The 23,484-nt window shown below is 75.7% G+C and carries 20 protein-coding genes and 1 pseudogene; 12 read left to right on the forward strand and 9 right to left on the reverse strand.

Annotation, left to right across the window (positions count from 1 at the left end; translation table 11 throughout):
- The first annotated feature begins 217 nt into the window (after nucleotides 1–217).
- On the forward strand, nucleotides 218–994 hold the full coding sequence (locus AB0953_RS11700) for a trypsin-like peptidase domain-containing protein (protein ID WP_366859255.1): 777 nt from the start codon (nucleotides 218–220) through the stop codon (nucleotides 992–994).
- Between the two features lie 74 nt (nucleotides 995–1,068).
- Here the strand turns inward: AB0953_RS11700 and AB0953_RS11705 are convergent, their stop codons facing one another.
- The 3 genes from AB0953_RS11705 to AB0953_RS11715 form a co-directional block, all read right to left on the reverse strand.
- Nucleotides 1,069–1,641 carry an NUDIX domain-containing protein gene (locus AB0953_RS11705; protein ID WP_366859256.1) on the reverse strand — a complete coding sequence of 191 codons (573 nt, stop codon included), beginning with the start codon at nucleotides 1,639–1,641 and terminating at the stop codon, nucleotides 1,069–1,071.
- Between the two features lie 36 nt (nucleotides 1,642–1,677).
- A complete protein-coding gene (gene lnt / locus AB0953_RS11710) occupies nucleotides 1,678–3,294 on the reverse strand; it encodes an apolipoprotein N-acyltransferase (RefSeq protein WP_366859257.1) in 1,617 nt (538 codons plus the stop codon).
- A 76-nt stretch (nucleotides 3,295–3,370) separates the two neighbouring features.
- A complete protein-coding gene (locus tag AB0953_RS11715; protein ID WP_366859258.1) occupies nucleotides 3,371–3,886 on the reverse strand; it encodes a hypothetical protein in 516 nt (171 codons plus the stop codon).
- A 116-nt stretch (nucleotides 3,887–4,002) separates the two neighbouring features.
- Between AB0953_RS11715 and AB0953_RS11720 the strand changes: the two genes are divergently transcribed.
- From AB0953_RS11720 to AB0953_RS11730, 3 genes are all read left to right on the forward strand, one after another.
- Nucleotides 4,003–4,479: a VOC family protein gene (locus AB0953_RS11720; protein ID WP_366859259.1), complete on the forward strand. Its 477-nt coding sequence runs from the start codon at nucleotides 4,003–4,005 to the stop codon at nucleotides 4,477–4,479.
- A gap of 230 nt (nucleotides 4,480–4,709) precedes the next feature.
- Complete coding sequence (locus AB0953_RS11725; RefSeq protein WP_366859260.1) at nucleotides 4,710–5,339, forward strand: TetR/AcrR family transcriptional regulator; 630 nt, start codon at nucleotides 4,710–4,712, stop codon at nucleotides 5,337–5,339.
- Nucleotides 5,336–6,262 (forward strand): ADP-ribosylglycohydrolase family protein, encoded by a 927-nt coding sequence (locus AB0953_RS11730; protein WP_366859261.1) that lies wholly within the window; start codon nucleotides 5,336–5,338, stop codon nucleotides 6,260–6,262. The genes AB0953_RS11725 and AB0953_RS11730 overlap by 4 nt, the downstream gene beginning before the upstream one ends.
- Nucleotides 6,263–6,274: 12 nt before the next feature.
- On the opposite strand, the gene AB0953_RS11735 is transcribed toward AB0953_RS11730, so the two are convergent.
- On the reverse strand, nucleotides 6,275–7,069 hold the full coding sequence (locus AB0953_RS11735) for an aspartate/glutamate racemase family protein (RefSeq protein WP_366859262.1): 795 nt from the start codon (nucleotides 7,067–7,069) through the stop codon (nucleotides 6,275–6,277).
- 439 nt (nucleotides 7,070–7,508) lie between these two features.
- Here AB0953_RS11735 and AB0953_RS11740 point away from each other — a divergent pair, with 439 nt between their 5' ends.
- The 5 genes from AB0953_RS11740 to AB0953_RS11760 all read left to right on the forward strand — a co-directional run bounded on the left by AB0953_RS11740 (nucleotide 7,509) and on the right by AB0953_RS11760 (nucleotide 13,798).
- The gene (locus AB0953_RS11740) at nucleotides 7,509–8,678 is read left to right on the forward strand and encodes a glycosyltransferase (RefSeq protein WP_366859263.1); all 1,170 of its coding nucleotides are present in this window, start codon (nucleotides 7,509–7,511) and stop codon (nucleotides 8,676–8,678) included.
- 246 nt (nucleotides 8,679–8,924) lie between these two features.
- Entirely contained in the window at nucleotides 8,925–9,449 is a 525-nt protein-coding gene (locus AB0953_RS11745) for a DUF6643 family protein (RefSeq protein ID WP_366859264.1), read from the forward strand.
- A gap of 58 nt (nucleotides 9,450–9,507) precedes the next feature.
- Nucleotides 9,508–10,332, forward strand: a complete 825-nt coding sequence (locus AB0953_RS11750) for an MOSC N-terminal beta barrel domain-containing protein (RefSeq protein ID WP_366859265.1) — start codon at nucleotides 9,508–9,510, stop codon at nucleotides 10,330–10,332.
- 208 nt (nucleotides 10,333–10,540) lie between these two features.
- The gene (locus AB0953_RS11755) at nucleotides 10,541–11,152 is read left to right on the forward strand and encodes a hypothetical protein (protein ID WP_366859266.1); all 612 of its coding nucleotides are present in this window, start codon (nucleotides 10,541–10,543) and stop codon (nucleotides 11,150–11,152) included.
- A 141-nt stretch (nucleotides 11,153–11,293) separates the two neighbouring features.
- Entirely contained in the window at nucleotides 11,294–13,798 is a 2,505-nt protein-coding gene (locus AB0953_RS11760) for a right-handed parallel beta-helix repeat-containing protein (protein ID WP_366859267.1), read from the forward strand.
- On the opposite strand, the gene AB0953_RS11765 is transcribed toward AB0953_RS11760, so the two are convergent.
- Entirely contained in the window at nucleotides 13,749–16,094 is a 2,346-nt protein-coding gene (locus AB0953_RS11765; RefSeq protein ID WP_366859488.1) for a hypothetical protein, read from the reverse strand. The two genes, AB0953_RS11760 and AB0953_RS11765, sit on opposite strands and share 50 nt — an antisense overlap.
- A gap of 426 nt (nucleotides 16,095–16,520) precedes the next feature.
- Here AB0953_RS11765 and AB0953_RS11770 point away from each other — a divergent pair, with 426 nt between their 5' ends.
- Nucleotides 16,521–17,015 carry an SRPBCC family protein gene (locus tag AB0953_RS11770; RefSeq protein WP_366859268.1) on the forward strand — a complete coding sequence of 165 codons (495 nt, stop codon included), beginning with the start codon at nucleotides 16,521–16,523 and terminating at the stop codon, nucleotides 17,013–17,015.
- 42 nt (nucleotides 17,016–17,057) lie between these two features.
- Here the strand turns inward: AB0953_RS11770 and AB0953_RS11775 are convergent, their stop codons facing one another.
- Nucleotides 17,058–18,197, reverse strand: a complete 1,140-nt coding sequence (locus AB0953_RS11775; protein WP_366859269.1) for a PLP-dependent cysteine synthase family protein — start codon at nucleotides 18,195–18,197, stop codon at nucleotides 17,058–17,060.
- 198 nt (nucleotides 18,198–18,395) lie between these two features.
- Here AB0953_RS11775 and AB0953_RS11780 point away from each other — a divergent pair.
- Nucleotides 18,396–18,797: pseudogene (locus AB0953_RS11780) on the forward strand (ATP-binding protein); the annotation flags it as partial.
- A gap of 488 nt (nucleotides 18,798–19,285) precedes the next feature.
- Here the strand turns inward: AB0953_RS11780 and AB0953_RS11785 are convergent.
- Both AB0953_RS11785 and AB0953_RS11790 read right to left on the reverse strand, forming a co-directional pair.
- Complete coding sequence (locus AB0953_RS11785; RefSeq protein WP_366859270.1) at nucleotides 19,286–20,608, reverse strand: ROK family protein; 1,323 nt, start codon at nucleotides 20,606–20,608, stop codon at nucleotides 19,286–19,288.
- 65 nt (nucleotides 20,609–20,673) lie between these two features.
- Nucleotides 20,674–21,336, reverse strand: coding sequence for an alpha-ketoglutarate-dependent dioxygenase AlkB (locus AB0953_RS11790; RefSeq protein ID WP_366859271.1), 663 nt, complete (start codon nucleotides 21,334–21,336; stop codon nucleotides 20,674–20,676).
- Between the two features lie 37 nt (nucleotides 21,337–21,373).
- Between AB0953_RS11790 and AB0953_RS11795 the strand changes: the two genes are divergently transcribed.
- Nucleotides 21,374–22,114 carry a maleylpyruvate isomerase family mycothiol-dependent enzyme gene (locus AB0953_RS11795; RefSeq protein ID WP_366859272.1) on the forward strand — a complete coding sequence of 247 codons (741 nt, stop codon included), beginning with the start codon at nucleotides 21,374–21,376 and terminating at the stop codon, nucleotides 22,112–22,114.
- A 596-nt stretch (nucleotides 22,115–22,710) separates the two neighbouring features.
- On the opposite strand, the gene AB0953_RS11800 is transcribed toward AB0953_RS11795, so the two are convergent.
- Nucleotides 22,711–23,409, reverse strand: a complete 699-nt coding sequence (locus tag AB0953_RS11800; RefSeq protein ID WP_366859273.1) for a TetR/AcrR family transcriptional regulator — start codon at nucleotides 23,407–23,409, stop codon at nucleotides 22,711–22,713.
- Nucleotides 23,410–23,484 lie beyond the last annotated feature (75 nt).

A 23,484-nucleotide genomic window follows, 5' to 3' on the forward strand; every position in this document is an offset into this window, starting at 1 on the left:
TCGTGCTCCTGCGGCGAGGCTAGGGGCGGCGGGGCGGCCCGCTCACGCTCCGCGGTGCACAACACCGGCTGCGGAAACCGTCCGTGGCGTCCATAGACGGTGTTTCCGCCCGGGCGGGCGGGGTGCGGGCGGGCGGGGTGCGGGCGGGCCGTGATTCACAGCGGATTCATATGGAATAACGGGCTCCGGTCATAGTTTCGACGGGGAGGCTCGGAGCATGATCCCCAGCATGCTCCCCCGACCGGCCCACCGCCGCCGCATCCGGCGGACCTCCCGGACGCTCGCCGCGCTGGCCGCGATGGCCGCACTGCTGAGCGTGAACATGCCGGACGCCCAGGCGGTGCCGCCGCTGGGCGTGACCGCGCAGGCGCACCCCGGGCCGACGGCGGACCGGGTCGGGCCGCTGTTCGCGGGCGGCCTGTCCGGGGGCCACTTCTGCACCGCCGCCGTGGTGCACAGCGACGGCCACGACGTGATAGCCACCGCCGCGCACTGTCTGGCGGACCCGCAGAACACCTACTTCGCCCCCGGCTACCGCGAGGGCAGCGCCCCGTACGGGGTGTGGCGGCTGACCGGCGTGTACGTGGCGCCGCAGTGGACCGCCGGCCAGGACCCGGACGCCGACGTGGCCTTCGCCACGGTGACCCCGGTCGACGAGGGGCAGGCGGCGTACGTCGAGGACGCCGTGGGCGGCTTCCCGGTGGCGGCCGAGCAGGCGGCCGATGCGCCGGTCACGATCGTGGGCTACCCGAGCACCGAGGACGCTCCGCTGCGCTGCGCCAACACCACCGCCCTGTACTCCGACACCCAGCGCCGGATCGACTGCCCCGACCTCAGCGGCGGTACGAGCGGGAGCCCGTGGCTGGTGGGCGGGGCGGTGGCCGGGGTGCTGGGCGGGTACGAGGGCGGGGGCTCCGACCCGGACGTCTCGTACAGCGCGGTGCTGGGCGACCAGGCGGTGGAGCTCTACCGGGAGGCGGCCGACGCCGACTGACGCGGCCGCACCGCGGCCGGCGGGTCCGGTCGGTGGGCGGAGCGGCCGACGGGGCGGGCGCGGTCGGTGGGCGGCTACTCGGGGATGCCCTCCGGCACCCATGCCGGCGACGCGGCACCGCCCGTGGCCGCGGCACCGGCGGCGGCCGCCGGGGCCGGGGCCTCCTGCGGGAGCTCGGCGGCCGGCCTGAACCAGGTCGGCTCGTCGCGCAGCGCCCGGTGGATCCGGTCCACCGCGAACGGCTCCAGCGGCGGCAGCGCGTCCGGCGCGAACCAGGCCACCTCCAGCGACTCGTGGTCGTTGACGCGGGCCTCGCCGCCGGTCGCCCGGCAGCGGAAGGTGATGTCCTGGAACTGGCAGACGTCGCCGTTGGGGTAGGTGAAGGGCTGGAGCATCTCGACCAGCACCACCCGCTCGGGCACGCACCGCACGCCCGTCTCCTCGTACACCTCGCGCACGGCGGTGTCGGCGGGCTGCTCGCCCGGCTCGGCGATCCCGCCCACCACGGACCAGCCTCCGGTGTCGGCGCGGCGGCCGAGCAGGACCCGCCCCTCTCCGTCGACGACGATGGCGCTGACCCCGGGCAGCAGCAGGAGCCGGTTCCCGGCATGGGCGCGGATCTCGCGGATGAACTCAGGTGTGCTCATGCCCTGAACCTTACGAGGCGCGCGGCGGGCCCCCGGTCAGGCGGCGCTCCGGCGGCCGCGGATCCGGCGCACGAGCGTGCCGCCCAGGGCCCCGGCGGCGAGCACGAGGAGCGCGTACTCGGGCAGCGGGCCGAAGCGGGTGGCGGGCGTCTCGGCAGAGCGCAGCGGGATCTCGGCGACCAGCGCGTCCGCGGTGAACATCTTCGTCTGCTGCACGACCGCGCCGTCGGGCCGGATGACGGCGCTGACGCCGCTGGTGACCGGGACGAGGACGGTGCGGCTGTGCTCGACGGCGCGGATCCGGTCCATGGCGAGCTGCTGGTAGGTCATCTGGGTCCGGCCGAAGGTGGCGTTGTTGCTGGGCACGGCGATGACCTGCGCGCCGTCCTGCACGGTGGAGCGGACGGCGTCGTCGAAGGCGGCCTCGAAGCAGGTGACCATGCCGATGCGGCTGCCGGCCATGTCGAAGACGCCGGGGTCCTTGCCCGGGCCGAAGTCGCGGCGCACCCGGTCCACGTCGGAGCTGAAGATCCGGACGAAGGACCGCATCGGGATGCGCTCGCCGAACGGCTGGATCTTGCGCTTGTCGTAGGTGTCCGTGGGGCCCTTGACCGGGTCCCACAGGATCATCGTGTTGCGCAGCGGGCCGGTCTCGGGGGCGAGGACGGAGCCGATCGCGACGGGTACGCCGACGGCCTTCACCGCGCGGTCGATGGCGTCGTACGCGTCCGGCTGGGTGTACGGGTCGATGTCGGAGGAGTTCTCCGGCCAGACCACGAAGTCCGGCTTGGCGACCCGGCCCGCCTTGACGTCGTCGGCGAGCTGCAGGGTGCGGTTGGCGTGGTTGTCGAGGACGGCGCGGCGCTGGGCGTTGAAGTCGAACCCGGCGCGCGGCACGTTGCCCTGGACCACGGCGGCCACGGCGGTGCCGTCCTCGGGGGCGTCGGAGACCAGCGGGCGGGCGGCGAGCGCCGCGCCGGCCGGGGCGGCGACGGCGAGGGCGGCGAGGGCGGCGGTGGCCCCGCGCGGGTGGGTGCGGGCGGTGCGCAGCACCTCGTACAGGCCGAAGCCGCACAGGGCGACGCCGAAGGAGAGCAGCGGGGTGCCGCCGAGGGCGGCGAGCGGCAGGAAGAGGCCGTCGGCCTGGCCGAAGGCGAGCTTGCCCCACGGGAAGCCGCCGAAGGGGGCCCGGGCGCGCAGGGCCTCGCCGGCGATCCAGACCGCTGCCCCCCACAGGGGCCAGGCGGGGAGCTTGCTGACGAGGGCGATGCCGAGGGTGGTCAAGCCGATGAGCAGGGCCTCGAGGGTGGCGAGGGCGAGCCAGGGGACGGGGCCGACGCCCTCGCTGGTCCACACCAGCAGGGGCAGCAGGAAGCCCAGGCCGTGCAGGAGGCCCAGGCCGAAGCCGGCGCGGGCGCGGCGGCCGTGCAGGCAGCCGGCGAGGACGGCGAGCGCGAAGGGGGCCAGCCACCACAGCGGGCGCGGCGGGAAGCTCAGGTAGAGCAGCACGCCGGATCCGGCCGCCAGTGCCGCGCGGAGGGCTGCGGCGGCCTTGCGCCGCGGCAGCCCGGGGGCCGGGCGGGCGGCGGTTCCTGCTCCGGTGGCGGCTTCCGCTTCGGCGCCGTCGGGCCTGCGGGTGACACTGCTGCTCATTGGGCGGAGTGTACGTGGCCCGGCCGGATGCCCCCACACGGGCGGGTCCGCGGCGGGGCGCCGTCCGGGCTGCGGATCAGCGGGCGAGGGCGCGCAGGTGCGTGCGGATGACGCGGACCGCGTTTTCGGCATCGTCGACGGTGACGGTGAACAGCTTGCCGTCGCCGAGGTGGAGGGCGAGCCCCTCGCCGCGCCGGACGACGACGGCGGTGCCCTTCTCGGGGCGCCAGCGGTAGCCCCAGCCGCCCCACTGCCGGGGGGTGATCCGGGGCACGAATTCGGCGGAGGTCACCTCGGAGAGCCGGATCGTGCGCCGCGGCAGCCCTATGTGCCCGCAGCGCACCTCCATGGCCTCGGAGTCCACGATGACGGCGACGTGCACGAAGGCGATCGTGCCGTAGAGGATCAGCAGGCCGACGGCGAGGCAGCCGACCACGGACATGGCGAGGGGGACGGTGCCCGACTCCCAGGAGAAGTCGACGGCGAGTTCGATGCCGAGCGCGAGCGCCGCCGCCCCGGCCGCCGCCAGCAGCCATTGCGCGCGGTTGGAGGCCCGGCCCGTCCACAGCGGACCAGGGGGGTGACCCGTCATGGGAAGCAGCGTACTCACGTTCCGCATGCACGGCACCGCCTCTCGCCCGGACTGCCCAGCGGCGCGTACCCGGCGGCGTTGACCTCAAGCAAGGTTGAGCTCCTACGGTCGCCCGCATGACCACTCACGAGGCGGCAGGGGCCGCACAGATCATCCCGGAGCGCTACCGCACGGCGGTGGTGCCGCACGTCCTGGTGGCCGACGCGGACGCCGCGCTCGCCTTCTACGAGCGGGCCTTCGGCGCCGTCGTGGACTTCCGGCTCGACCGCCCCGACGGGGGCGGGGTGCTGCACGCGGAGCTGCGGATCGGCGACGCGGTGCTCATGCTCGGCGACGCCGCCGAGGGGCCCTTCTCGGCGCCTTCGGCGCTCGGCGGGACCTCGGTCGCGCTCCACGTGTACGTACCGGACGTGGACGCGCTGGCCGCGGCGGCGGTGGCGGAGGGCGCGGAGCTGCTCCAGCCTCCGGGCGACCGGTTCCACGGTGACCGGACGGCCATCCTGCGCGACCCGTCGGGGCACCTGTGGGTGTTCCTGACCCACCTGGAGACCGTGTCCGGGGAGGAGCTGGAGCGCCGCCTCGCGCAGGCCTGAGGCCGTCGGCGCCGACGAAAGGCCGTCGGCGCCGACGACGAGGCCGGCGCCGAGCGCGTCCGGGTCGGTCAGCCGCCGCCCGTACGCGAGGTGGGCGCGCCGTGCCCGTGTCCCGTTGCGGCCGATCCCGTTGCCCGTACATGGCGTATTCCCCCTCGGCGGGCTGTCCGACACGGACCACCACGACAGTGGTACTACATCTGTGGTACCCGTGTGGTTAGGCTGCACCCGTGAACCAGGAACGAAGGGACGCGCTGCGCGACGCCGCCGTTGCGGTCCTGGCGGAGGCGGGCGGACGCGGGCTGACCCACCGGGCGGTCGACACCGCGGCCGGCGTGCCGCTGGGCACGGCCAAGAACTACTTCCCGAGCCGGGACACCCTGCTGCGGGCGGTCGCCGAGCGGTGCCTGGAGCAGTACCGGGCCGTCGCCGACACCCTCGCGGGGGCCGGCCCGGCGCCCGACGGCCGGGACGCCCTGGCCTTGCTGCTCGCCGGACTGCTGCACGATGCGGCCGGGCCCGGGCGGGCACGGGTCCTGGCCTACCTGGAGCTCCAGGCCGAGGCCGCGCGGCGGCCGTGGCTGGCCGCACTGCTGGACCCGATCGCCGCGGCGGACTTCGCGGCCCACGCCCGGCGGCTGCGCCGGGCCGGGCTGCCGGCCGGGCCGGCGCAGGTCCGCGCCCTGACCCTTGCGATGCACGGAGCGCTCCGGCACCTGCTGGCCGGGGCGCCGGACACGCTGGCCGCCGCCGGGCTGGACGATGTGGACACCTTCGCCCGGGGTGTACTGTCCGCCGTCTGCCCGGAGCCGGCAGCGTACGGGCCGGAGGCGGATGTCGAAGAGGAGGAGGAGCGATGACCACGCGGCTCGACCGCGCCGTCGGGGCGGTCCTGGGCTCGGCCGTCGGCGATGCGCTCGGCGCCCCCTACGAGTTCGGGCCCGCCGGCGAACTGGCCGCGCGCGGCGCCGAGATGCGCGGGGGCGGCGGCTGGGAGCCGGGCGAGGCGACCGACGACACGCAGATGGCGGTCCTGGTCGGCGAGTCGCTGCTGGAGCACGACGGCCTCGAACTTCCCGACATCTTCGGCCGGTTCCAGCGCTGGGCGGCGGGAGGGCCCAAGGACATCGGGCTCCAGACGGAGGACGTGCTGACCAGCGGCGCGCCCTGGGATCTGGCGGCCGCCCTGCACTTCCAGGCCAACGCGCGGGCGGCGGGCAACGGTTCCCTCATGCGCGCCTCGACCTCGGCGGTGTACTTCGCCGCCGACGGGCGGGATCCGACGATGGACGCGGCCCGGCGGATCGCCGCCCTGACCCACGGCGACCGGGCGGCCTGGGAGGGCACGGCCGTGCTGCACGAGCTCGTACGGATCGCCCTGGACGGCGCCGATCCGCTGGCCGCACTTCCCGAGGTGCTGGCGGCCGTGCATCCGGAGCACCGGGAGCGGTACGGCCGGGTGCTGGACCCCGGCTGGCACCCGGGCCTGGCCACGGAGTTCAACGGCGCGGTGTGGCCCTGCATGGGCTCCGCGGTGTGGGCGCTGCGCACGACCGCCGACTTCGCCGAGGCCGTACGGGCCGCCGTGAACCTGGGCGGGGACACCGACACGGTGGCCGCCGTCACCGGCACCCTGGCCGGCGCGTGCTACGGGCAGGCGGCGATCCCGCCGGAGTGGACCGCGGCGGTGCACGTGCCCCTGCCCGGCTTCGGGCCGCGCGTCCTGGGCGCGGACGAACTGCGCGAGCTGGCCCGGGGCCTCGCGGAACCGGGCGGGCTCTGAACGGCAGTCCGGTCAGCCGGCGACGGCCGCGCCCTCGCCGGCGAGCAGCCGCCCCTCGGCGTACTCCAGCGCGGCCGCGGGCAGAGCCCCCTCGGCGCCGCTGAGCAGGACGGTCAGGCCGCCGGTGCGCGGCAGGTCCGGGGCGGGTGCGGCGCCGATGCGGCGCAGTGCCTGCACGGCGACCGGCTCGGCGGAGCCGTAGTAGGTGAGCTCGGCCCCGCCGGTGCGCTCCGCGAGGGCGGCGCGGACGGTCGGCTCGACGAGCTCGTAGTGCGTGCAGCCGAGGACGACGTCGGTGACGTCGGCCGGGGTCAGCGCGGCCGCGACCGCGACGGCCGCGGCGACGGCCGCCTCGTCGCCGGCCTCGACGGCGTCGGCGAGGCCCGGGCACGGCACCTCGGTGACGCACGCTCCGGCGGCGAAGTCGCGGATCAGCCCGCGCTGGTAGGGGCTCCCGGTGGTGGCCGGGGTGGCCCAGATCGCCACGCGGCCGCCGTCGGCGGCGGCGGGCTTGATCGCCGGCACGGTGCCGATGACCGGGATCGCGGGCTCCAGCTCGGCCCGGATGGCGGGCAGGGCGTGGACGGTGGCGGTGTTGCAGGCGATGATCAGCGCGTCGGGGCGCAGGGCGGCGGCGGCCCGGGCGACACCGAGCGCGCGCCCGGTGAGGTCGGCGGGGGTGCGCGGGCCCCAGGGCATGCCGTCGGGGTCGGAGGACAGGACCAGATCGACGTCCGGCCGCAGCCGTCGCATCGCGGCGGCAGCCGCGAGGAGGCCGATTCCGGAGTCCATGAGGGCGATCTTCACCTGGTCACCTTAATCGACGCGCCCGCTCCGAAGCCGCCGACAAGGCCCTCGTGTGGGCCGCAGCACACCACCAGGCCCCCGCCCTCGCAGGGCCGCGCCGTTCCCGCTTCCGCTGCGCGGAGCCGGTCCCCTCCCCGCCGCCCCTTCCCGCTGTGCCGGATATGCGGCTGCGCCGCGCGGCGGGGCTCCGCCCCCGGACCCTCCCCCAGCGCCCCAAACGCCGGCGGGGCTGGAATATCCAGCCCGCGCGGCGTTTGAGCGCACGGGGCGCGAAGCGCACGGAACGGGGTCCGGGGCGTCAGCCCCGGTTTCTGGGGGCACCTCCCAGCGGTAGCTGGGGGAGAAGGGGCGGGGAGGGGACAGGCTCCGCGCAGCGGAAGCCGGGGTGCGGCGGCGTGCATACGGGACAGGCCCCGCGAGCTTCGGCAGACTGGCCGCCATGGGCCTCACCGGCGCCGCCTGCGCCTCCCTCGCCGCCTGGATCTGGCTGACCCTCGCCCAGGGCATGTTCTGGCGGACCGACGTCCGCCTCCCGCCCCGCTCCGCCCCCGCCCGCTGGCCCTCGGTGGCCGTCGTCGTCCCGGCCCGCGACGAGGCCGAGGTGCTGCCCCGGAGCCTGGTGTCGCTGATCACGCAGGACTATCCCGGCGAGGCCGAGATCATCCTCGTCGACGACGGCAGCACCGACGGTACGGCCGCGCTCGCCCGCCGCCTGGCCCGCGAGCACCCCGGGCTCCCGCTCACCGTCACCTCGCCCGGGGAACCCGGGCCCGGCTGGACCGGGAAGCTGTGGGCGCTGCGCCACGGCATCGCGCTCGCCCGGACCGCCCGTGCCGCCGAGCCGGAGTACCTGCTGCTCACCGACGCCGACATCGCGCACGAGCCGGACAGCCTGCGCGAGCTGGTCGCCGCCGCGACCAGCGCCGGCCTCGACCTGGTCTCGCAGATGGCCCGGCTCCGCGTCGCCGGCCCGTGGGAGCGGCTCGTCGTGCCGGCGTTCGTCTACTTCTTCGCGCAGCTGTACCCCTTCCGCCGGATCAACCGCCCCTCCGGCCGGACCGCCGCCGCGGCGGGAGGCTGCGTGCTGCTGCGCACGGAGGCCGCCGTGCGGGCCGGGGTGCCCGAGTCGATCCGGCAGGCCGTCATCGACGACGTCTCCCTCGCCCGGGCCGTGCGGCGCTCCGGCGGGCGGATCTGGCTGGGCCTCGCGGAGCGGGTGGACAGCGTGCGGCCGTACCCGGCCCTGGCCGACCTGTGGCGGATGGTCTCGCGCAGTGCGTACGCGCAACTGCGCCACCGGCCGCTGCTGCTGGCCGCGACGGTGGCAGGGCTGGTCCTCGTCTACCTCGTGCCCCCGGCGGCCCTCTTCGCGGGGCTGGCGGCCGGGCGGCCGGCGGCCGCGTGGGCCGGGGGCCTCGCGTGGCTGCTGATGGCCGGCACGTACCTGCCGATGCTGCGCTACTACCGGCAGCCCGCGACACTCGCCCCGCTGCTTCCGCTCACGGCTCTGCTGTACCTGCTGATGACCGTCGACTCGGCCGTGCAGCACTACCGGGGGCGCGGAGCGGCCTGGAAGGGCCGCACCTATGCCCGCCCGAGCGACGCCTGAAACCGCTGGACCCCGTCTTCGGCGATGTCATCGCAGGTCACCGAGGTGTGACGCTGCGTCAGCGGCAAGTCCGTGCAACAGCCAAGCACTGAGCACGAGTCGGAGCACAATGGGACGCAAGAGGCGAATCGTGCACGTGAAGGAGAAGTGAAAGGTGTGGCGCTGACCTGCGAAGATGCAGGTCAGCGCGGCGTTCGTCACACCTCGCTATGGACCCCGTGAAGTCGTGGGCTTAACTTATGTCCCATGACCTCCCCCCGCTCCACTTATGGCGGCGGCTACTACTCCGCGCCCTCCTTCCCGGACACCCCCATCTACGACTCGCTCGTGGCGGAACGCGGCACTCCGCAGATCGCCCCGATCCGGGTTCCGGCCGCCTACGACTCCCCGAGCACGGGCTATTCGAGCGGTGGCTACGTCCCGGCCCTCCCCTCCGCGCTGCCCGCGCTGCCGGCGGCGCTGCCCCCGGCAGCGCCCCAGCCGCAGCAGCAGACCGGCGGGTACGGCTACCCGTACCAGGGGCAGGCCGCTCCCGCGCCCATGCCCCTGCAGAACGCGCCCGCGCCGTACATCCCGCAGCAGCAGCCGGTGGCGGCCCGCGCGGCGTACATGCAGCAGACCCAGCCGCAGCAGCCGCGTCCGGTGGCCGCGGCCACCGGGTACGAGGCGATGCGCCCGGCGGCGCCGCGCCCGATGCAGGTGCCGACTCCGGTTCCGGCCGCCACCTACGAGGACCCGTACGGCCGCCCGTACCAGCAGCGCGGCTACTGACGGGAGGCCGGCCGGCGCCCCCCTGGGACGGCGGCGGGGCTCCTGGCAGGATGCTCCCATGTCGAACCTCTCCGTCCATGCGCTCCACGTCCACCCCGTCAAGTCGGTAGCGGGGACAGCTCCCGACGAGGTGGCCGTGGAGCCATGGGGCTTTTCCGGGGACCGCCGCTGGGCGGTCGTCGACGACGGGAACACCGTCATCACCCAACGCCAGCAGCCGCGCCTGGCGTTGGCCGCAGCGCGGCCTCTTGCGGGGGGCAGGGTCGCGCTGTCGGCGCCGGGCATGGCCGAGCTCGTGGTCGAGGTGCCCGCGCCCGGGCCGCTGGAGCCGGTCGTCCTGTTCGGGAAGAAGGTCGAGACCGTGGTCGCGGCGGCCGCCGCGGCCGACTGGTTCAGTGAGTACCTCGGTGTGCCGGCACGACTGGTGCACCTGGACGACCCCGCCGTGCGGCGCCCCGTGGACCCCGACTACGCCCTCCCCGGCGAGACGGTGAGCCTCGCCGACGCCTACCCGGTGCTGCTGACCACACGGGCGTCCCTGGACGCCCTCAACGCGCTGATCGCGCAGGGCGGCCACCCCGAGGAGGGGCCGCTGCCGATGGACCGCTTCCGGCCCAATCTGGTCGTCGCCGGGGCCGAGCCCTGGGCCGAGGACGGCTGGCGGCGGATCGCGATCGGCGACGCCGTCTTCCGCGGGGTGCGCGAGTGCGGCCGGTGCATCGTGACGACGACCGACCAGCGGACGGCCGAGCGCGGCAAGGAGCCGCTGAAGACCCTGGCCGGGCACCGGCGGATCGGCAAGTCGCTGGCCTTCGGCCGGCAACTGGTGCCGGTGCGGACGGGGACGGTGCGCGTCGGCGACGAGGTCCGCGTCCTGGAATGACACCTTCGGGGGGCTCTGCGGGAACGCTGGAACCAAGAGCCCCGGCCGTGCCGTTGGATCATTCGGAACGTGTCGCACGAGGTACGGGGGAACTTGCCGGATCGGGTGGCATGTCCTTCGCGAGTCCCGGACATGCGCCTCACCGGGGTGTGCGAGAGGCTTGGACGGCAGGCAGACGGAGGCTGGCACAAGTTGGGGGAGCCGGACCGTGTGGACAGCAATGGGTGTGTGGCGCTGGCGGCGCAATCCGCTGCGGCGGCCGACCGATCTCCTCGAGGCCTGGGTGGCGTTCGCCGCGCTGGTGTTCGTCCTGCTGGTGGCCCCCGCCGTCGGCTGCGTGACGGGGCTCGAGGTGGACGGGACGCTGCAGCGGGCCGCGCGCGTACAGCAGCAGGAGCGGTACCTGGTCCCGGCGGTGGTGGTCCGGCCGGCCGCCGAGCCGCCCGCGGGCGCGGGTGCGGACGCGACGGCGCAGCGGCAGACCCCGCAGCGGACGCCGATCGTGGCCTCGTGGACCGCCCCGGACGGCAGCAGTCATCAGGGCACGGTCCCCGCGGCGGAGGAACCGCCGCAGGCCGGCGACCGGTTCCGGATATGGACGGACCTGCGGGGCCGGCTCGTGGGGCGGCCGCTCGACCCGTCCGTGGCCAGTGCGCACGCCGCGCTCGTGGGCCTGGCCGCCGCGGTCGGCGCCGCCGCGCTGGTGGAGACGGTGCGCCGGCTCGTCGTACGGCGGCTCGTGCACCTGCGCTACCGGCGCCTGGACCGGGCCTGGGCCGCGGCGGGACCGGACTGGGGCCGCGCGGGCGCAGGCGGCTGACCTGGCCTCCCGGCGGGCTCCCGCGCGCTACGGTGGAGCGGCCGGAGCGGTTGCCGTAGGCCGCCGCGCGCGGGTCCGGCAGGTTCAATCGCTTCGGTCGCTTCGACAGCGCAAGGACGAGGGCGGGGGCACGACAGCACCATGGCACACGGCACGGTCCAGGTGACGCACGGCGGGTCCTCGCGGTGGCGCCGCCGCTCCGGTGAATACCCGACGCTGGCCGCCGCGCTCGCCGCCGCGGGCGACGGGGACGTGCTCTCCCTCGCCCCCGGCACCTACCGGGAGAACCTGGTGCTGCACCACGCCGTCACCCTGCGCGGGCCGGAGGGCGGGGCTCCGGGCTCGGTACGGATCGCCCCGCCCGACGGGGTGGCGCTGACCCTGCGCGCCTCGGCCGTGGTCCAGGACCTGCACGTGGAGGGCCAGGACCGGGCGGCGCCCGCGCTGCTGGTGGAGGAGGGCTCCCCCGAGCTGACCGACCTGCGGGTCAGCACCCGCTCCGCGGCCGGCATCGAGGTCCGCGGCGGGGCCCGGCCGCTGGTGCGCCGGTGCACGGTCGAGAATCCGTCGGGCGTCGGGATCGCCGTGCTCGACGGCGGCGGCGGGGTGTTCGAGGAGTGCGAGGTCGTCGCCGCCGGCCAGAGCGGGATCTCGGTGCGCGGCGGCGGGCACCCGCGCCTGGAGCGCTGCCGGGTCCACCACGCCTCGGGCGCGGGCATCGCCGTCACCGGCGAGGGCTCGGGGCTGGAGGCACTGGGCTGCGAGGTGTACGAGATCAAGGGCAGCGGCGTGCAGATCGCCGCCCGGGCGGCCGCCCGCCTCACCGACTGCATGGTCCACCGCACCTCCGCGGACGGGGTCACCCTGGACACGGACGCGGTGCTCACCCTCTCCGGCTGCGACATCCACGACATCCCCGAGAACGCGGTCGACCTGCGGTCGCGCTCGGTGCTCGCCCTCTCCCGCACCACCGTGCGGCGCTTCGGGCGCAACGGCCTGTCCGTGTGGGACCCGGGCACGCGGGTGGACGCCGAGTCCTGCGAGATCCACGACAGCACCGGCGACTACCCGGCGGTCTGGATCAGCGACGGGGCGACCGCCGCGCTGACGTCCTGCCGGGTGCACGACGTGCCCGACGCGGTGTTCGTCCTGGACCGGGGCTCGCGGGCGGAGGTGGTCGACAGCGACCTGTCGCAGGTGCGCAACACCGCCGTGTCGGTCAGTGACGGGGCGACCGTGCAGGTCGACGACTGCCGGATCCGGGAGGCGGGGACCGGCGCCTGGTTCCGCGACCACGGCAGCGGCGGCACCCTCGCGGGGAGCACCTTCGACCGGGTCCGGACCGGGGTCATCGTCACCAAGGGCGCCGATCCCGTGGTGGAGCGGTGCACGGTCGTCTCGCCCGCCGAGGCCGGGTTCTACGTGTCGGCCGGCGGACGCGGCAGCTTCCACGGGTGCCGGGTGGCCGACAGCTCCGGCTTCGGGTTCCACGTCCTCGACGGCTGCCGCACGACGCTGACCCGCTGCCGCACCGAGCGCTGTGCGCGCGGAGGGTACGAGTTCCCGGAGGACGGGCCCCTCGCCGAGGACTGCACCGCCGACGAGCCGGCGTCCCGGTTCGCCGCCGACCGGCCGGGCTCCGGCGGCGGGGCATGGGCGGACGGGGATCCGGGAGGGGAGTGGGCGAGCGGCCGTACGCTCACCGCGCGGCGGGGCGCCGGGGATTCCTCCCCGGCCGCGGGCGGCTCGCCGGTGCCCGGGGCGCGCCCGGCGGGCCGTGAGCCGGGTGCGCAGGGTGCGCAGGGGGCGGACGGGGCCCCGGTGCGGGCGGGTTCGGGGGCGGTGCTGGAGCGGCTCGAGGCGCTGGTGGGCCTGGAGAGCGTCAAGCGCGAGGTGCGTGCGCTCACGGACATGATCGAGGTGGGCCGGCGGCGGCAGCAGGCCGGCCTGAAGGCCGCCTCCGTCCGCCGCCACCTGGTCTTCACCGGCTCCCCCGGCACCGGCAAGACCACGGTGGCCCGGCTGTACGGGGAGATCCTCGCCTCGCTCGGCGTCCTGGAGCGCGGCCACCTCGTCGAGGTGTCCCGCGTGGACCTGGTCGGCGAGCACATCGGGTCCACCGCGATCCGGACCCAGGAGGCCTTCGAGCGGGCGCGCGGCGGGGTCCTGTTCATCGACGAGGCGTATGCGCTGGCCCCCGAGGACTCGGGCCGGGACTTCGGGCGGGAGGCGATCGACACGCTCGTCAAGCTGATGGAGGACCACCGGGACGCCGTCGTGGTGATCGTCGCCGGGTACACGGCGGAGATGGAGCGCTTCCTGACCGTCAACCCGGGCGTGGCCTCGCGCTTCTCCCGGACCATCACCTTCGGCGACTACGGGCCCGAGGAGCTGCTGCGGATCGTGGAGCAGCAGGCGGAGGAGCACGAGTACCGGCTCGGTGAGGGGACGGCCGAGGCGCTGCTGAAGTACTTCACCGAGCTGCCGAAGGGCCCGGCGTTCGGGAACGGGCGGACCGCGCGGCAGACCTTCGAGTCGATGGTGGAGCGGCACGCGGGCCGGGTGGCCCAGCTGGCGGATCCGGGCACGGACGAGCTCACCCTGCTGTTCGCGGAGGATCTCCCGGCGCTGCCGGCTCCCTGCTGATCCGCGGGGGCGGGACGGGCGGCCGGCCGGGCCGGGCCTGCTGCTCCTGCCCGTCCGGGGGTGCGGGCGGGCCGGCCAGCCGGGCCAGGAGGGCGTCGCGTTCCGCGGCGAAGGCGGGGTCGGCCTGGTAGTCGAAGTGGCCGAGCACGGGAGCCGGGAGCGGGTGGCGGGTGCTGCGCCCGTAGGCGAGCGGGTCGGCGAGCGGGCCCAGGTCGACGTCCTCGGCGGGATCGGCGGCGACGGGGCCGCCGATCGGGTCGGTGGCCCGCCACAGGTTGCGCCAGCAGTCGACCTGCCGGTGCAGGGCCAGGAGCGGGGCGGGCCCGAAGTAGGCCGGGAACCAGCGCCCGTAGAGCCGGCGCAGCGGGGATCCGTAGGTCAGCAGGGCGACGCGGCGGCGGACGTGCGGCGGCAGCTGCCACACGGCGGCGGCCGCGAGGACGCTGCCCTGGGAGTGGCCGGAGATCACCAGGCGGCCGCCGGTGCGGCCGGTCCATCCGGTCATCCGCCAGGTGAGGTCGGGCACGGCGCGCTCGGCGTAGCAGGGCGGGGCGAAGGGGTGGGCGGCGCGGGGCCAGAAGGTGCCCACGTCCCACAGCACGCCGATGGTGCGGCGGGCGGCGGGGTCCCGGTAGGCGCGCCGGCCCCAGGTGACCAGGAGCAGGAAGCCGACGCCTATCAGCCAGGACCCGGCGTCCTGGGCGGAGCGGGCGGCGGCCTCCAGGAGCGGGTGGGCGCCGCGGGCGGCCTCGCCCGGCACCTGCCCGGTGAGCCATGCGCCGGCCAGGGCGCCCGCGCCGAGCAGCAGGGTGGTCCCGGAGGCGGCGGCGACGAACCAGGGCGCGGAGTCGGTGAGCGCGGCGGCGGCCCGGGCCCCGGCGATGCGGCGGCTGCGGTCCTCGTCGGGGGACTCGCCCGGGTACTCGGCGGCCACGCCGGCGGCGATCCGCCGCCGGGCGAGGAGGGTGCGGACGGCGAAGGCGGCGGCGAGCAGGGCGAGGACGAGGAGCAGCGGGGGCAGCACGGCGGCCTGCCAGGACAGCAGTACCGGCGGGGCGGGCACGGCGGCGGCGCCGGCGGCGCCGGTTCCGGTGACGTCGAGCCAGTCGGCGACGCGCTGGGCGACCCCGCCGGTCATGACGCCGCCGAGGGCGCAGCCGAGGAGGGCGATGGCGGGGCCGCCGAGCCCGGACAGGGCGGTCTGCGGGTCGGGGGCGAGGCGGTGGAGGCGCAGGGCGACGACGGCGAGGAGGAGGGTGCAGCAGCCCTGCCCGAGCATGAGCAGGCCGAAGGCGAAGTCGCCGGGGAGCCGGCCGGAGGAGGTCCATCCGGGCCGGGACCAGCAGGCGTACACCAAGGCGGTGACGAGGAGGGCGAGCGCGGTGGCGGGCAGCCAGGTGACGGCGGCCCGGTCGAGGCGGTGGTCGGGCCGGGCTTCGGTGCGTCCGCGCCGGCAGACGACCCAGGCCACGGCGGCGGCCGCGAGGGTGAGCAGGAACTCCACGGCCCAGCCGAAGGCCTCGAGGCCGGGGGTGCCGGCACTGCGGTCGTGGCGGGCGGCGGGCAGCGCGACCGCGGCGGCGACGGTGAGCAGTCCGGCCGCGGTGTGGGCGGCGCGCAGCCGGGCCACGATCCGGCGCCCGTACCAGAATCCGGGCCGGCCGAGGGCGGGGGTGTCCTCGGCGGGGGCGGCTGCGTCCGCGGGCGGGGTCTGGGACTCGTACGCGCTCCACGTGCGGTTGGACAGGAACCACAGCAGCCCGGTCAGGGCCGCCGGGAGCAGCGCGGCCAGCGCGAGCCGCCGCCCGGGCTGCCCCCACCAGCGGCCCGGCTGCGCGAATCCCGGCCAGGAGCGGGAGCCCGCGCAGGCCGGGGAGCCGGCGCACTGCCAGGCGAGGAGGTCGAGCGCCACCTCGCAGGCGGCCGCGATCAGCAGCAGCGTGAGGCTGAGGGCGAGGATCCGGACGAGGACGCCGTACGTCCGCACCGCGCGCGGCGGCGGGGCGCCGTCGGGCACGGCGGGCCGGGCCCAGTGGGCGAGGTTGACCACCATGAACGGCAGGAGCAGCAGCCACAGGGCGCGGGAGCCGTTGCCGGAGGTGAGCCGGGACCAGCAGTAGGCCTCCACGACGGGCCGCCCGGCGTAGCGCTCGGGGTGGGACTCGGCATCGGCGTCGGCGGCGCGGCGGAAGACGGCGGCGGTCGCGTCGCCGGTGACCCGGACGGTGCGCGGATCGTCGAGCAGCTCTTCGGGGGACGCGCCGTGCACGCCGTGGACGCGGAGTTCGAGGGCCAGGGGGCGGGGCGGGGCGAGGAGTTCGAGGGCGAGGGGGTGCGGGGGCTGGGGGTGGTCCGGCACGGCGGCCTCCGCTCACGGGGCGTATCGGCGCAGGTCCAGCATCCCGCGCGGGGAGGCGCGCGCATAGCCCCTGTCCGGGCGATCGTTGCTGCGCCGGGGGCGCCGAGGGGCGCAACCCGATGGCACATCAACTACCCTTCCGTAGCGGGCCCCCAGGGGCACTTCATCCGCCACAGCCTCCCCGCATGCACCGCAGCGCGCCCGCGTACGCGACACGCACGACATGCACACCGGGCACCACATGCACGGCACGTACCGCCCGCGCGTACGGCGGTGCACGGCCCGCACCACCCGCACCACCCGCACCGCCCGCACCGCCCGCACGGAACCGTCCGGACCGATGGACTCCTCAGGAGGCAGGCCATGGCTCGCAGTCTCCGCCCGGTGGGGCTGGACTTCACCGGCAGCGCCCCGCTCCGCCCGACCTTCACCGCCCGCACCGCCGCACCGCCCCAGGCCGTGTACCGGGCGCTGGCCGAGGAGGTCGAGGGCTGGCCGCACTGGTTCGGGGCGGTGACGCTCGCCCGGCCGGTGCGCGGCGGCGCCGGCCGGGAGGTCCGGCTGCGGGGCGGGGCGTGGTTCCGGGAGACGGTCGTGGCGGCCGACCCGGAGCAGCGCTACGCGTACCGCGTCGACGAGACCAACGTCCCGGGGATGCGCGCCCTGTTGGAGGAGTGGCGGCTCGCTCCGGCCGCCCAGGGCCACGGGACCGAGGTCCGCTGGACCTTCGCCGCGGACGGCTCGGCCTCGTTCCGCCTGGCCCTCGCCGGCGCCCGCCCGGGCCTCGGGCACTCGTTCCGCACCGCGGTGCGTGCGCTGGACGCCCGCCTGGCGGACCGCCGTTGGAGCGGCGGCTGACGGGACACGGCCGTGGGCGGCCCGGCCGCCGTCATCCCGCGGTCAGGCGCCGGGCTCGCGCCAGACCCCGGTCTCCAGCAGGGTCGCGATGGCCTTCTCGTACGGGGCGACGTCCAGGCCCTGCGCGGCCACCCATGCGTCCGAGTAGTACTTGTCGAGGTAGCGGTCGCCCGGGTCGCACAGCAGGGTGACGACGCTGCCGGTGCGGCCCTCCGCCACCATCTCCGAAATGATCTTCAGTGCGCTCCACAGGCCCGTTCCGGTGGAGCCGCCCGCCTTGCGGCCTATGGCCTGTTCCAGCGCGCGGCAGGCGGCGATGCTCGCCGCGTCCGGCACCTTCATCATCCGGTCGATGGCGCCGGGCACGAAGCTGGGCTCCATCCGGGGCCGGCCGATGCCCTCGATCCGCGAGCCGCAGTCGCTGCTCGCGTGGGGGTCGTTGCGGGTCCAGCCGTCGAAGAAGCAGGAGTTCTCCGGGTCCGGGACGCAGATGCGGGTGTCGTACTGCATGTAGTGCACGTAGCGGGCGATGGTGGCCGAGGTGCCGCCGGTGCCGGCGGTGGCCACGATCCAGGCGGGCTCGGGGTACCGCTCCAGGCGCAGCTGCTGGTACATCGATTCTGCGATGTTGTTGTTGCCGCGCCAGTCCGTCGCGCGCTCCGCGTAGGTGAACTGGTCCATGTAGTGGCCGCCGGTGCGGGCCGCGAGGTCCGCCGACTCCTCGTACATCTTCATCGGGTCGTCGACGAAGTGGCATTCACCACCGTGGAATTCGATCAGGCGGCACTTCTCGGGGCTGGTCGTGCGCGGCATGACGGCGATGAACGGGACACCGATGAGTTTGGCGAAGTACGCCTCGGAGACGGCGGTCGAGCCGGAGGAGGCCTCGATGACGGGGCGTCCGGGGCGGATCCAGCCGTTGCACAGGGCGTAGAGGAACAGCGAGCGAGCGAGGCGGTGCTTGAGGGAGCCCGTGGGGTGCGTGGACTCGTCCTTGAGGTACAGGTCGATGCCCCACGCCTCGGGGAGGGGGAAGCGCAGCAGGTGCGTGTCGGCGGAGCGGTTGGCGTCCGCCTGGACCTTGCGGACGGCCTCGTTCAGCCAGGCGCGGTAGTCCGCGTCGCTGCGGTCGACGTCGATCGTCGTGGCCGTCGTACCGGAGGTGGTACGGGTGGTGCTCATGCGCCTTGCTCCTTCGTGCGGTCTTCGCCCCCTGCTTTCGCAATGTACCTCTCTCACCTGCGCAAACAGTCACTTTGGGTATCCATGCGGATCGCTTTCGATCGCGTTCGGTTGCATACACGGGCACCGTGGGTGACCCTGGTTGGAGCATTACTGAGGGTGCAGCACCCGTAACACTCATGTCGGGGAGTCGCAGCCGTGATCAGTCACTCACGCAGGCACTGCGTCGTCGAACTGCAGGCCTTGCCGTCCCGGATCGGGCAGATCCGGAGGATCGTTTCGGCGCAATTGCGCCACTGGCACCTGGATCCGCTCATAGACCGGGCTGCGCTCGGGGTGACGGAGCTGCTGAGCAACGTCCACCGCCATGCGCAGCCGGACAAGACCTGCACGGTCGAGATCGAACTGCGGCTGGGGCGGCTGACGGTCTCGGTGTACGACAGCGACCCGCGCCTCCCCGTCCTGCGGGCGGCGGCCGCGGACGCGCTGGAGACCTGCGGGAGAGGCCTCGCGCTCGTCGAGGCGGTCAGCGAGGCCTGGGGGGCCCGGCACCGGCCGGACAGCCCCGGCAAGGTGGTCTGGTTCTCGCTGAGAGCCGCCCCCGCCCGACCCAGCCCGAAGGCGCCCCGAGCCCCGTCGACCGTTCCGGTGGCCGCGTCGCTGACGGGAGCCCCGCTCGCGCCACTGGCCGCCGCGGAACGCATCCCGGCCGTGGTCCTGACCACCGCGGACCCGCTCGCCGTGGCCCCTGCGCGGGGGCAGACGCCGACCCCGTCGCCCCATCCGGCCCCCCTGGCCCACGCGACCCCGTCGGCCCACTCGGCCCCGTCGACCGCCTCGACCCCGTCGGCCCACGCGACCGCGTCGGCCCCACCGGCCCCACCGGCCCACGCGACCCCGTCGGCCCACACGACAGAGCGCGGCGGCGCCGCAGACGGCTCCCGCGCACCCGGCGGCCTGACGCTGAGGGCGCCGACCGTCATCGGCCCCGGGTAGCCGCCCGGTCGAGACCGGCGGCCCGGGCGGCCGAAGCACCCACCCACCCGGCCGCCCGGGCGCGTAGCCCCCCGTACGGGCGAGGGCAAGGCCTAGGCGGGCGCCGCCCCCAGCGCCCCCAGCGGATCGTCCAGCACCGGCTGCCAGGCCAGCTCCGCCGCCCCCACCAGGCTGTTGTGGTCCAGCGTGCACGGCAGGATCGGCACTCCCCCGCTGCGCCCCCACAGGCTGCGGTCGGCGACCACCGCCCGCAGCCGTTCCGGGTCCGCGTACAGCAGTTCCCGGTGCAGCCCGCCCAGGATGATCCGGTCCGGGTTCAGGATGTTCACCAGCCCGGCCAGGCCCAGGCCCAGCCGGTCGATGAGCTCCTCCGCGGCCGCCCGTACCGCCGGCTGCCCGTACTCCTCGCGCAGCAGGTCGCGTGCCTGCTGGAGCAGCGACACCTCCGGCCCCGGGGTGCGGCCCGCCGCGGTCAGGAAGGCCAGCGGATCGGCCTCCACGTCCAGGCAGCCGCGCCCGCCGCAGTGGCAGGCCCGGCCCTCCGGGTTGACGGTGAGGTGCCCGACCTCCAGCGCCAGGCCCGAACTGCCGCTGTGCAGGCGCCCGTCCAGGACCAGCGCCCCGCCGACCCCGCGGTGCCCCGTGGCCACGCACAGCAGGTGCTGCGCGCTGCGGCCGGCGCCGTGCCGGTGCTCGGCGAGCGCCGCGAGGTTGACGTCGTTCCCGGCCAGAGCCGGTCCGTCGATCCCGGCGGCCTTGACGCGCTGCTCGAAGATGGCCCGTACCGGCGCACCGGCCGGCCAGGCCAGGTGCAGCGGGTTCAGCGCCGTACCGTCGGGCTCGGCGACCGCCGACGGCACCGCCAGCCCGGCCCCGATGCAGCGCCGGCCGGTCTCGGCGAGCAGGGCGGCGCCCGCGTCGACGACCGCGCCGAGCACCTGCGCGGGGTCCGCGGAGACGGTGATCTTGCCGGGCGCCGTGGCGACGATCCGCCCGCCGAGGCCGACGAGCGCGGCCCGGAAGCCGTCCGGGTGCACCTGGGCGGCCAGGGCCACGGGGCCGTTCTCGTCGATGGCGAGCCGGTGCGAGGGCCGGCCCTGGGCGCCGCCCCCCGTGCCGCCCGGGCGGGAGTCGACGCGGATCAGGCCGAGCGCCTCCAGCTCGGCGGCGACGGCCCCGGCGGTGGCGCGGGTGACACCGAGCTCGGCCGTCAGGACGGCGCGGGTCGGGGCCCGGCCGGTGTGGACGAGCTCCAGCGCCGGGCCGAGGGCGCCACGGCCGCGCTCCAGCTTGCTCCTGGCGGACGCCGCGGTCGCCGCGGATGCCGCGGTCGCCGCGGATGCCGCGGTTGCCGCGGATGCGGTGGGTGCCGTGGTCCCGTCCCCCACCCGCGGCGGGGCCCCGTTGCCGTTCATGACAGCGATCCTCGCATGATCGGCCGGGTGGGCGTCGACCCGGCCGACCGCCGACCGCCCGGCGGTCAGCGGCCGGGCAGGTCCAGGCCGCCCACCCGCAGGGTGATGTTCAGCCTCCCGGTGAGCCCGAGCCCCCGCGGCCCGGTCCCCGGCAGGACCTTCGGCACCCCGTGGTAGGCCAGTCGCGCCGGCCCGCCGAAGACGAAGAGGTCCCCGCTGCACAGCTGCACGTCCCGGTAGGGCCGGCCGCGGTTCTCGGTGTTGCCGAAGCGGAAGACGCACGTGTCGCCGAGGCTGAGGGAGACCACCGGAGCCGGGGACTTCTCCTCGGCGTCGCGGTGCATGCCCATGCGGGAGTCCCCGTCGTAGAAGTTGATCAGCGCGATGTCGTACGGGGGCACGGCGAAGGCCTCGCCGTAGGCGGCGGCCACGGCATCGCGCCCCAGCTGCGCGAGCCAGCCCGGCATCGGCTTGACGGGGGCCCCGTCCCCGTCGACGGCGGTGCGCGCGTACGCGTACGGATACCAGTGCAGGCCGAGGCAGACCTGGCGGGCGGTCATCGTGCCGCCGCCCGGCGTGCGGACCGTACGCAGTCCGGCGGGCGGCCGCGCCCACGCCCGGCAGGCGGCCAGCAGCTCGCGCTGGCGCCCGGGACCGAGCCAGTCGGGCACGTGCACGGCGCCCGGGGCGATCTCGGTCCGCTCACGCGGGAAGAGTTCCCCGTTCATGCCCCCATTGTCGGGGGTCGACTGCAAGACTGCCGATATGAAGATCACCGAATTCGTGGAGACCCTGGAGCGGGAGGGCGAGTTGCTCGCCGCGCAGGCGGAGCGGGCGGGCACGGACGCCCCGGTGCCCACCTGCCCGCCGTGGCGGATCACCGACCTGCTGCGGCACACCGGCGCGGTCCACCGCTGGGCGGCCTCGTACGTACGGGACGGGGCCGTGGAGCCCGGCCCGTTCCCCGAGGCGCCGGAGCTGGCCGGCACCGAGCTGCTGTCCTGGTACCGGGAGGGGCACGCGGCCCTGGTCCGGACGCTGGCCGAGGCGCCGGCCGACGTCCAGTGCTGGACCTTCCTGCCGACGGCGCCGCCGTCGCCGCTGGCGTTCTGGGCGCGGCGCCAGGCGCACGAGACCACCGTGCACCGGATGGACGCCGAGGCGGCGCTCGGGCTCGCCCCCTCGCCGGTGGCCCCGGAGTTCGCCGAGGACGGCGTGGACGAGCTGCTCACCGGGTTCCACGCCCGCCCGCGCAGCCGCGTGCGGACGGACCGGCCGCGGGTCCTGCGGATCCGGGCCGCCGACACGGGCGCGGTGTGGACCGTCCACCTGTCCCCCGAGCCGCCCCGCACGGTCCTCGGCGATGCCGGCCCGGCGGACTGCGAGGTGACCGCCGACGCGGCCTGGCTGTACACGGCCCTGTGGAACCGCCTCCCGCTGGCGGGCCCGGGCGTCACGGGCGACGAGTCCCTGGCCCGCCTGTGGACGGAAACAGCCGGCATCTGACCCACACGGCCCCTGCGGAAGCGGGCCGCCCCACCCGGGCGGCCCGCGCGAGCCGGCCCCGAAGACAACCTCCCCGTCAAGGCACGGAGGTCCACCACACCGGCGGCAAGCCGAACACGCGGTCGACGTCAGGGTGTTCCCCAAACCACCCATGGGAGACTTCGGTGCTGGTGACCTGAGTCAGAGGTTCCCCTGCTGTTCCAGCAAAAGGAACCCTATGGACCGTCTGCTCCGTCTCCACCGCAGGCTCGATGAGTTGGACCCGCCTCGCTGGGCGCCTCCCGGCTCTGACGCGACCCATTGGGTACGCACGGTGCATGAGCTGCGGCGGGTTCCGCTGGGCGAACTCGGGCCGGCGGATCTACGCACCCTCACGGGGCTGCACGATCCGGTCGGCGAGCTGTCTACCCGCAGCGACGCCTTCCACACCTGGTGGGGCGCGCACAACGTCACCTGCGCCTGCCGGTCTCCTGGGCCGGTTTCCAGGACGCCGGACCCTCCTCGCAGACGCTCTCCGGCAGTTGAGCGGAGATCCCTCATGCCGTATGCCGCCGACACCCCGGGTCCGCACCCGTTGCCCATACGGCGTTCGCGCCTCAGACCGCCGGGAGGCCGACCAAGTGGGCGAGTTGGGCGGCGGCGTGGGTGAAGAAGGTGTCGCGGTCCTCGACGACACGGTTGAACTGGCCGAACAGCTCGAACGAGATCAGGCCGATCATCTGCGCCCAGGCGGCGACGAGGGCGGCCGTGACCTCCGGCGGCAGGCCCTCGGCGAAGTCCGCGGTCATCCGCGCCGCTTCGGGGCGCAGGGCGGCGGGCAGCGGCGGCAGGGCCAGGCCGTGGCCGGCGTGGGCGGCGCGGACGATGCCGATGAAGGTGTTCCCGACCCGGGAGGCGGGGGCGACGGTGTCCACGGGAGCGCTGTATCCGGGGACGGGGGAGCCGTAGATGAGGGCGTACTCGTGCGGGTGCTCCAGTGCCCAGGCGCGGACCGCCCGGGCGACCGCGAGCCACCGCTCGCGCGGCGGCAGGCCGGCGGCAACGGCACCGGCGTCGGACTCCTCGGCCGCCGCGCCGACGCTGTCGTACGCGTCGATGATCAGCGCGGTGAGCAGGTCGTCCCGGCTCGGGAAGTAGCGGTAGAGGGCGGAGGAGACCATGCCGAGTTGCCGGGCGACGGCGCGCAGGGAGAGCTTCGCGGCGCCCTCGGCCGCGAGCATGCGGCGCGCCTCGTCCTTGATGGCGGCGGTGACCTCGATTCGGGCCCGCTCCCGGGCCCCGCGCACGGTACTCATGGCGTCAGTCTGCCACGCGGGGAGAGCGGTGCACAAAAAACGGATCGGTGATTCAAGTTGAGAGCACTGCTCTTG

The organism is Streptomyces sp. NPDC046866, assembly GCF_040704625.1.
Classification (GTDB): domain Bacteria; phylum Actinomycetota; class Actinomycetes; order Streptomycetales; family Streptomycetaceae; genus Streptomyces.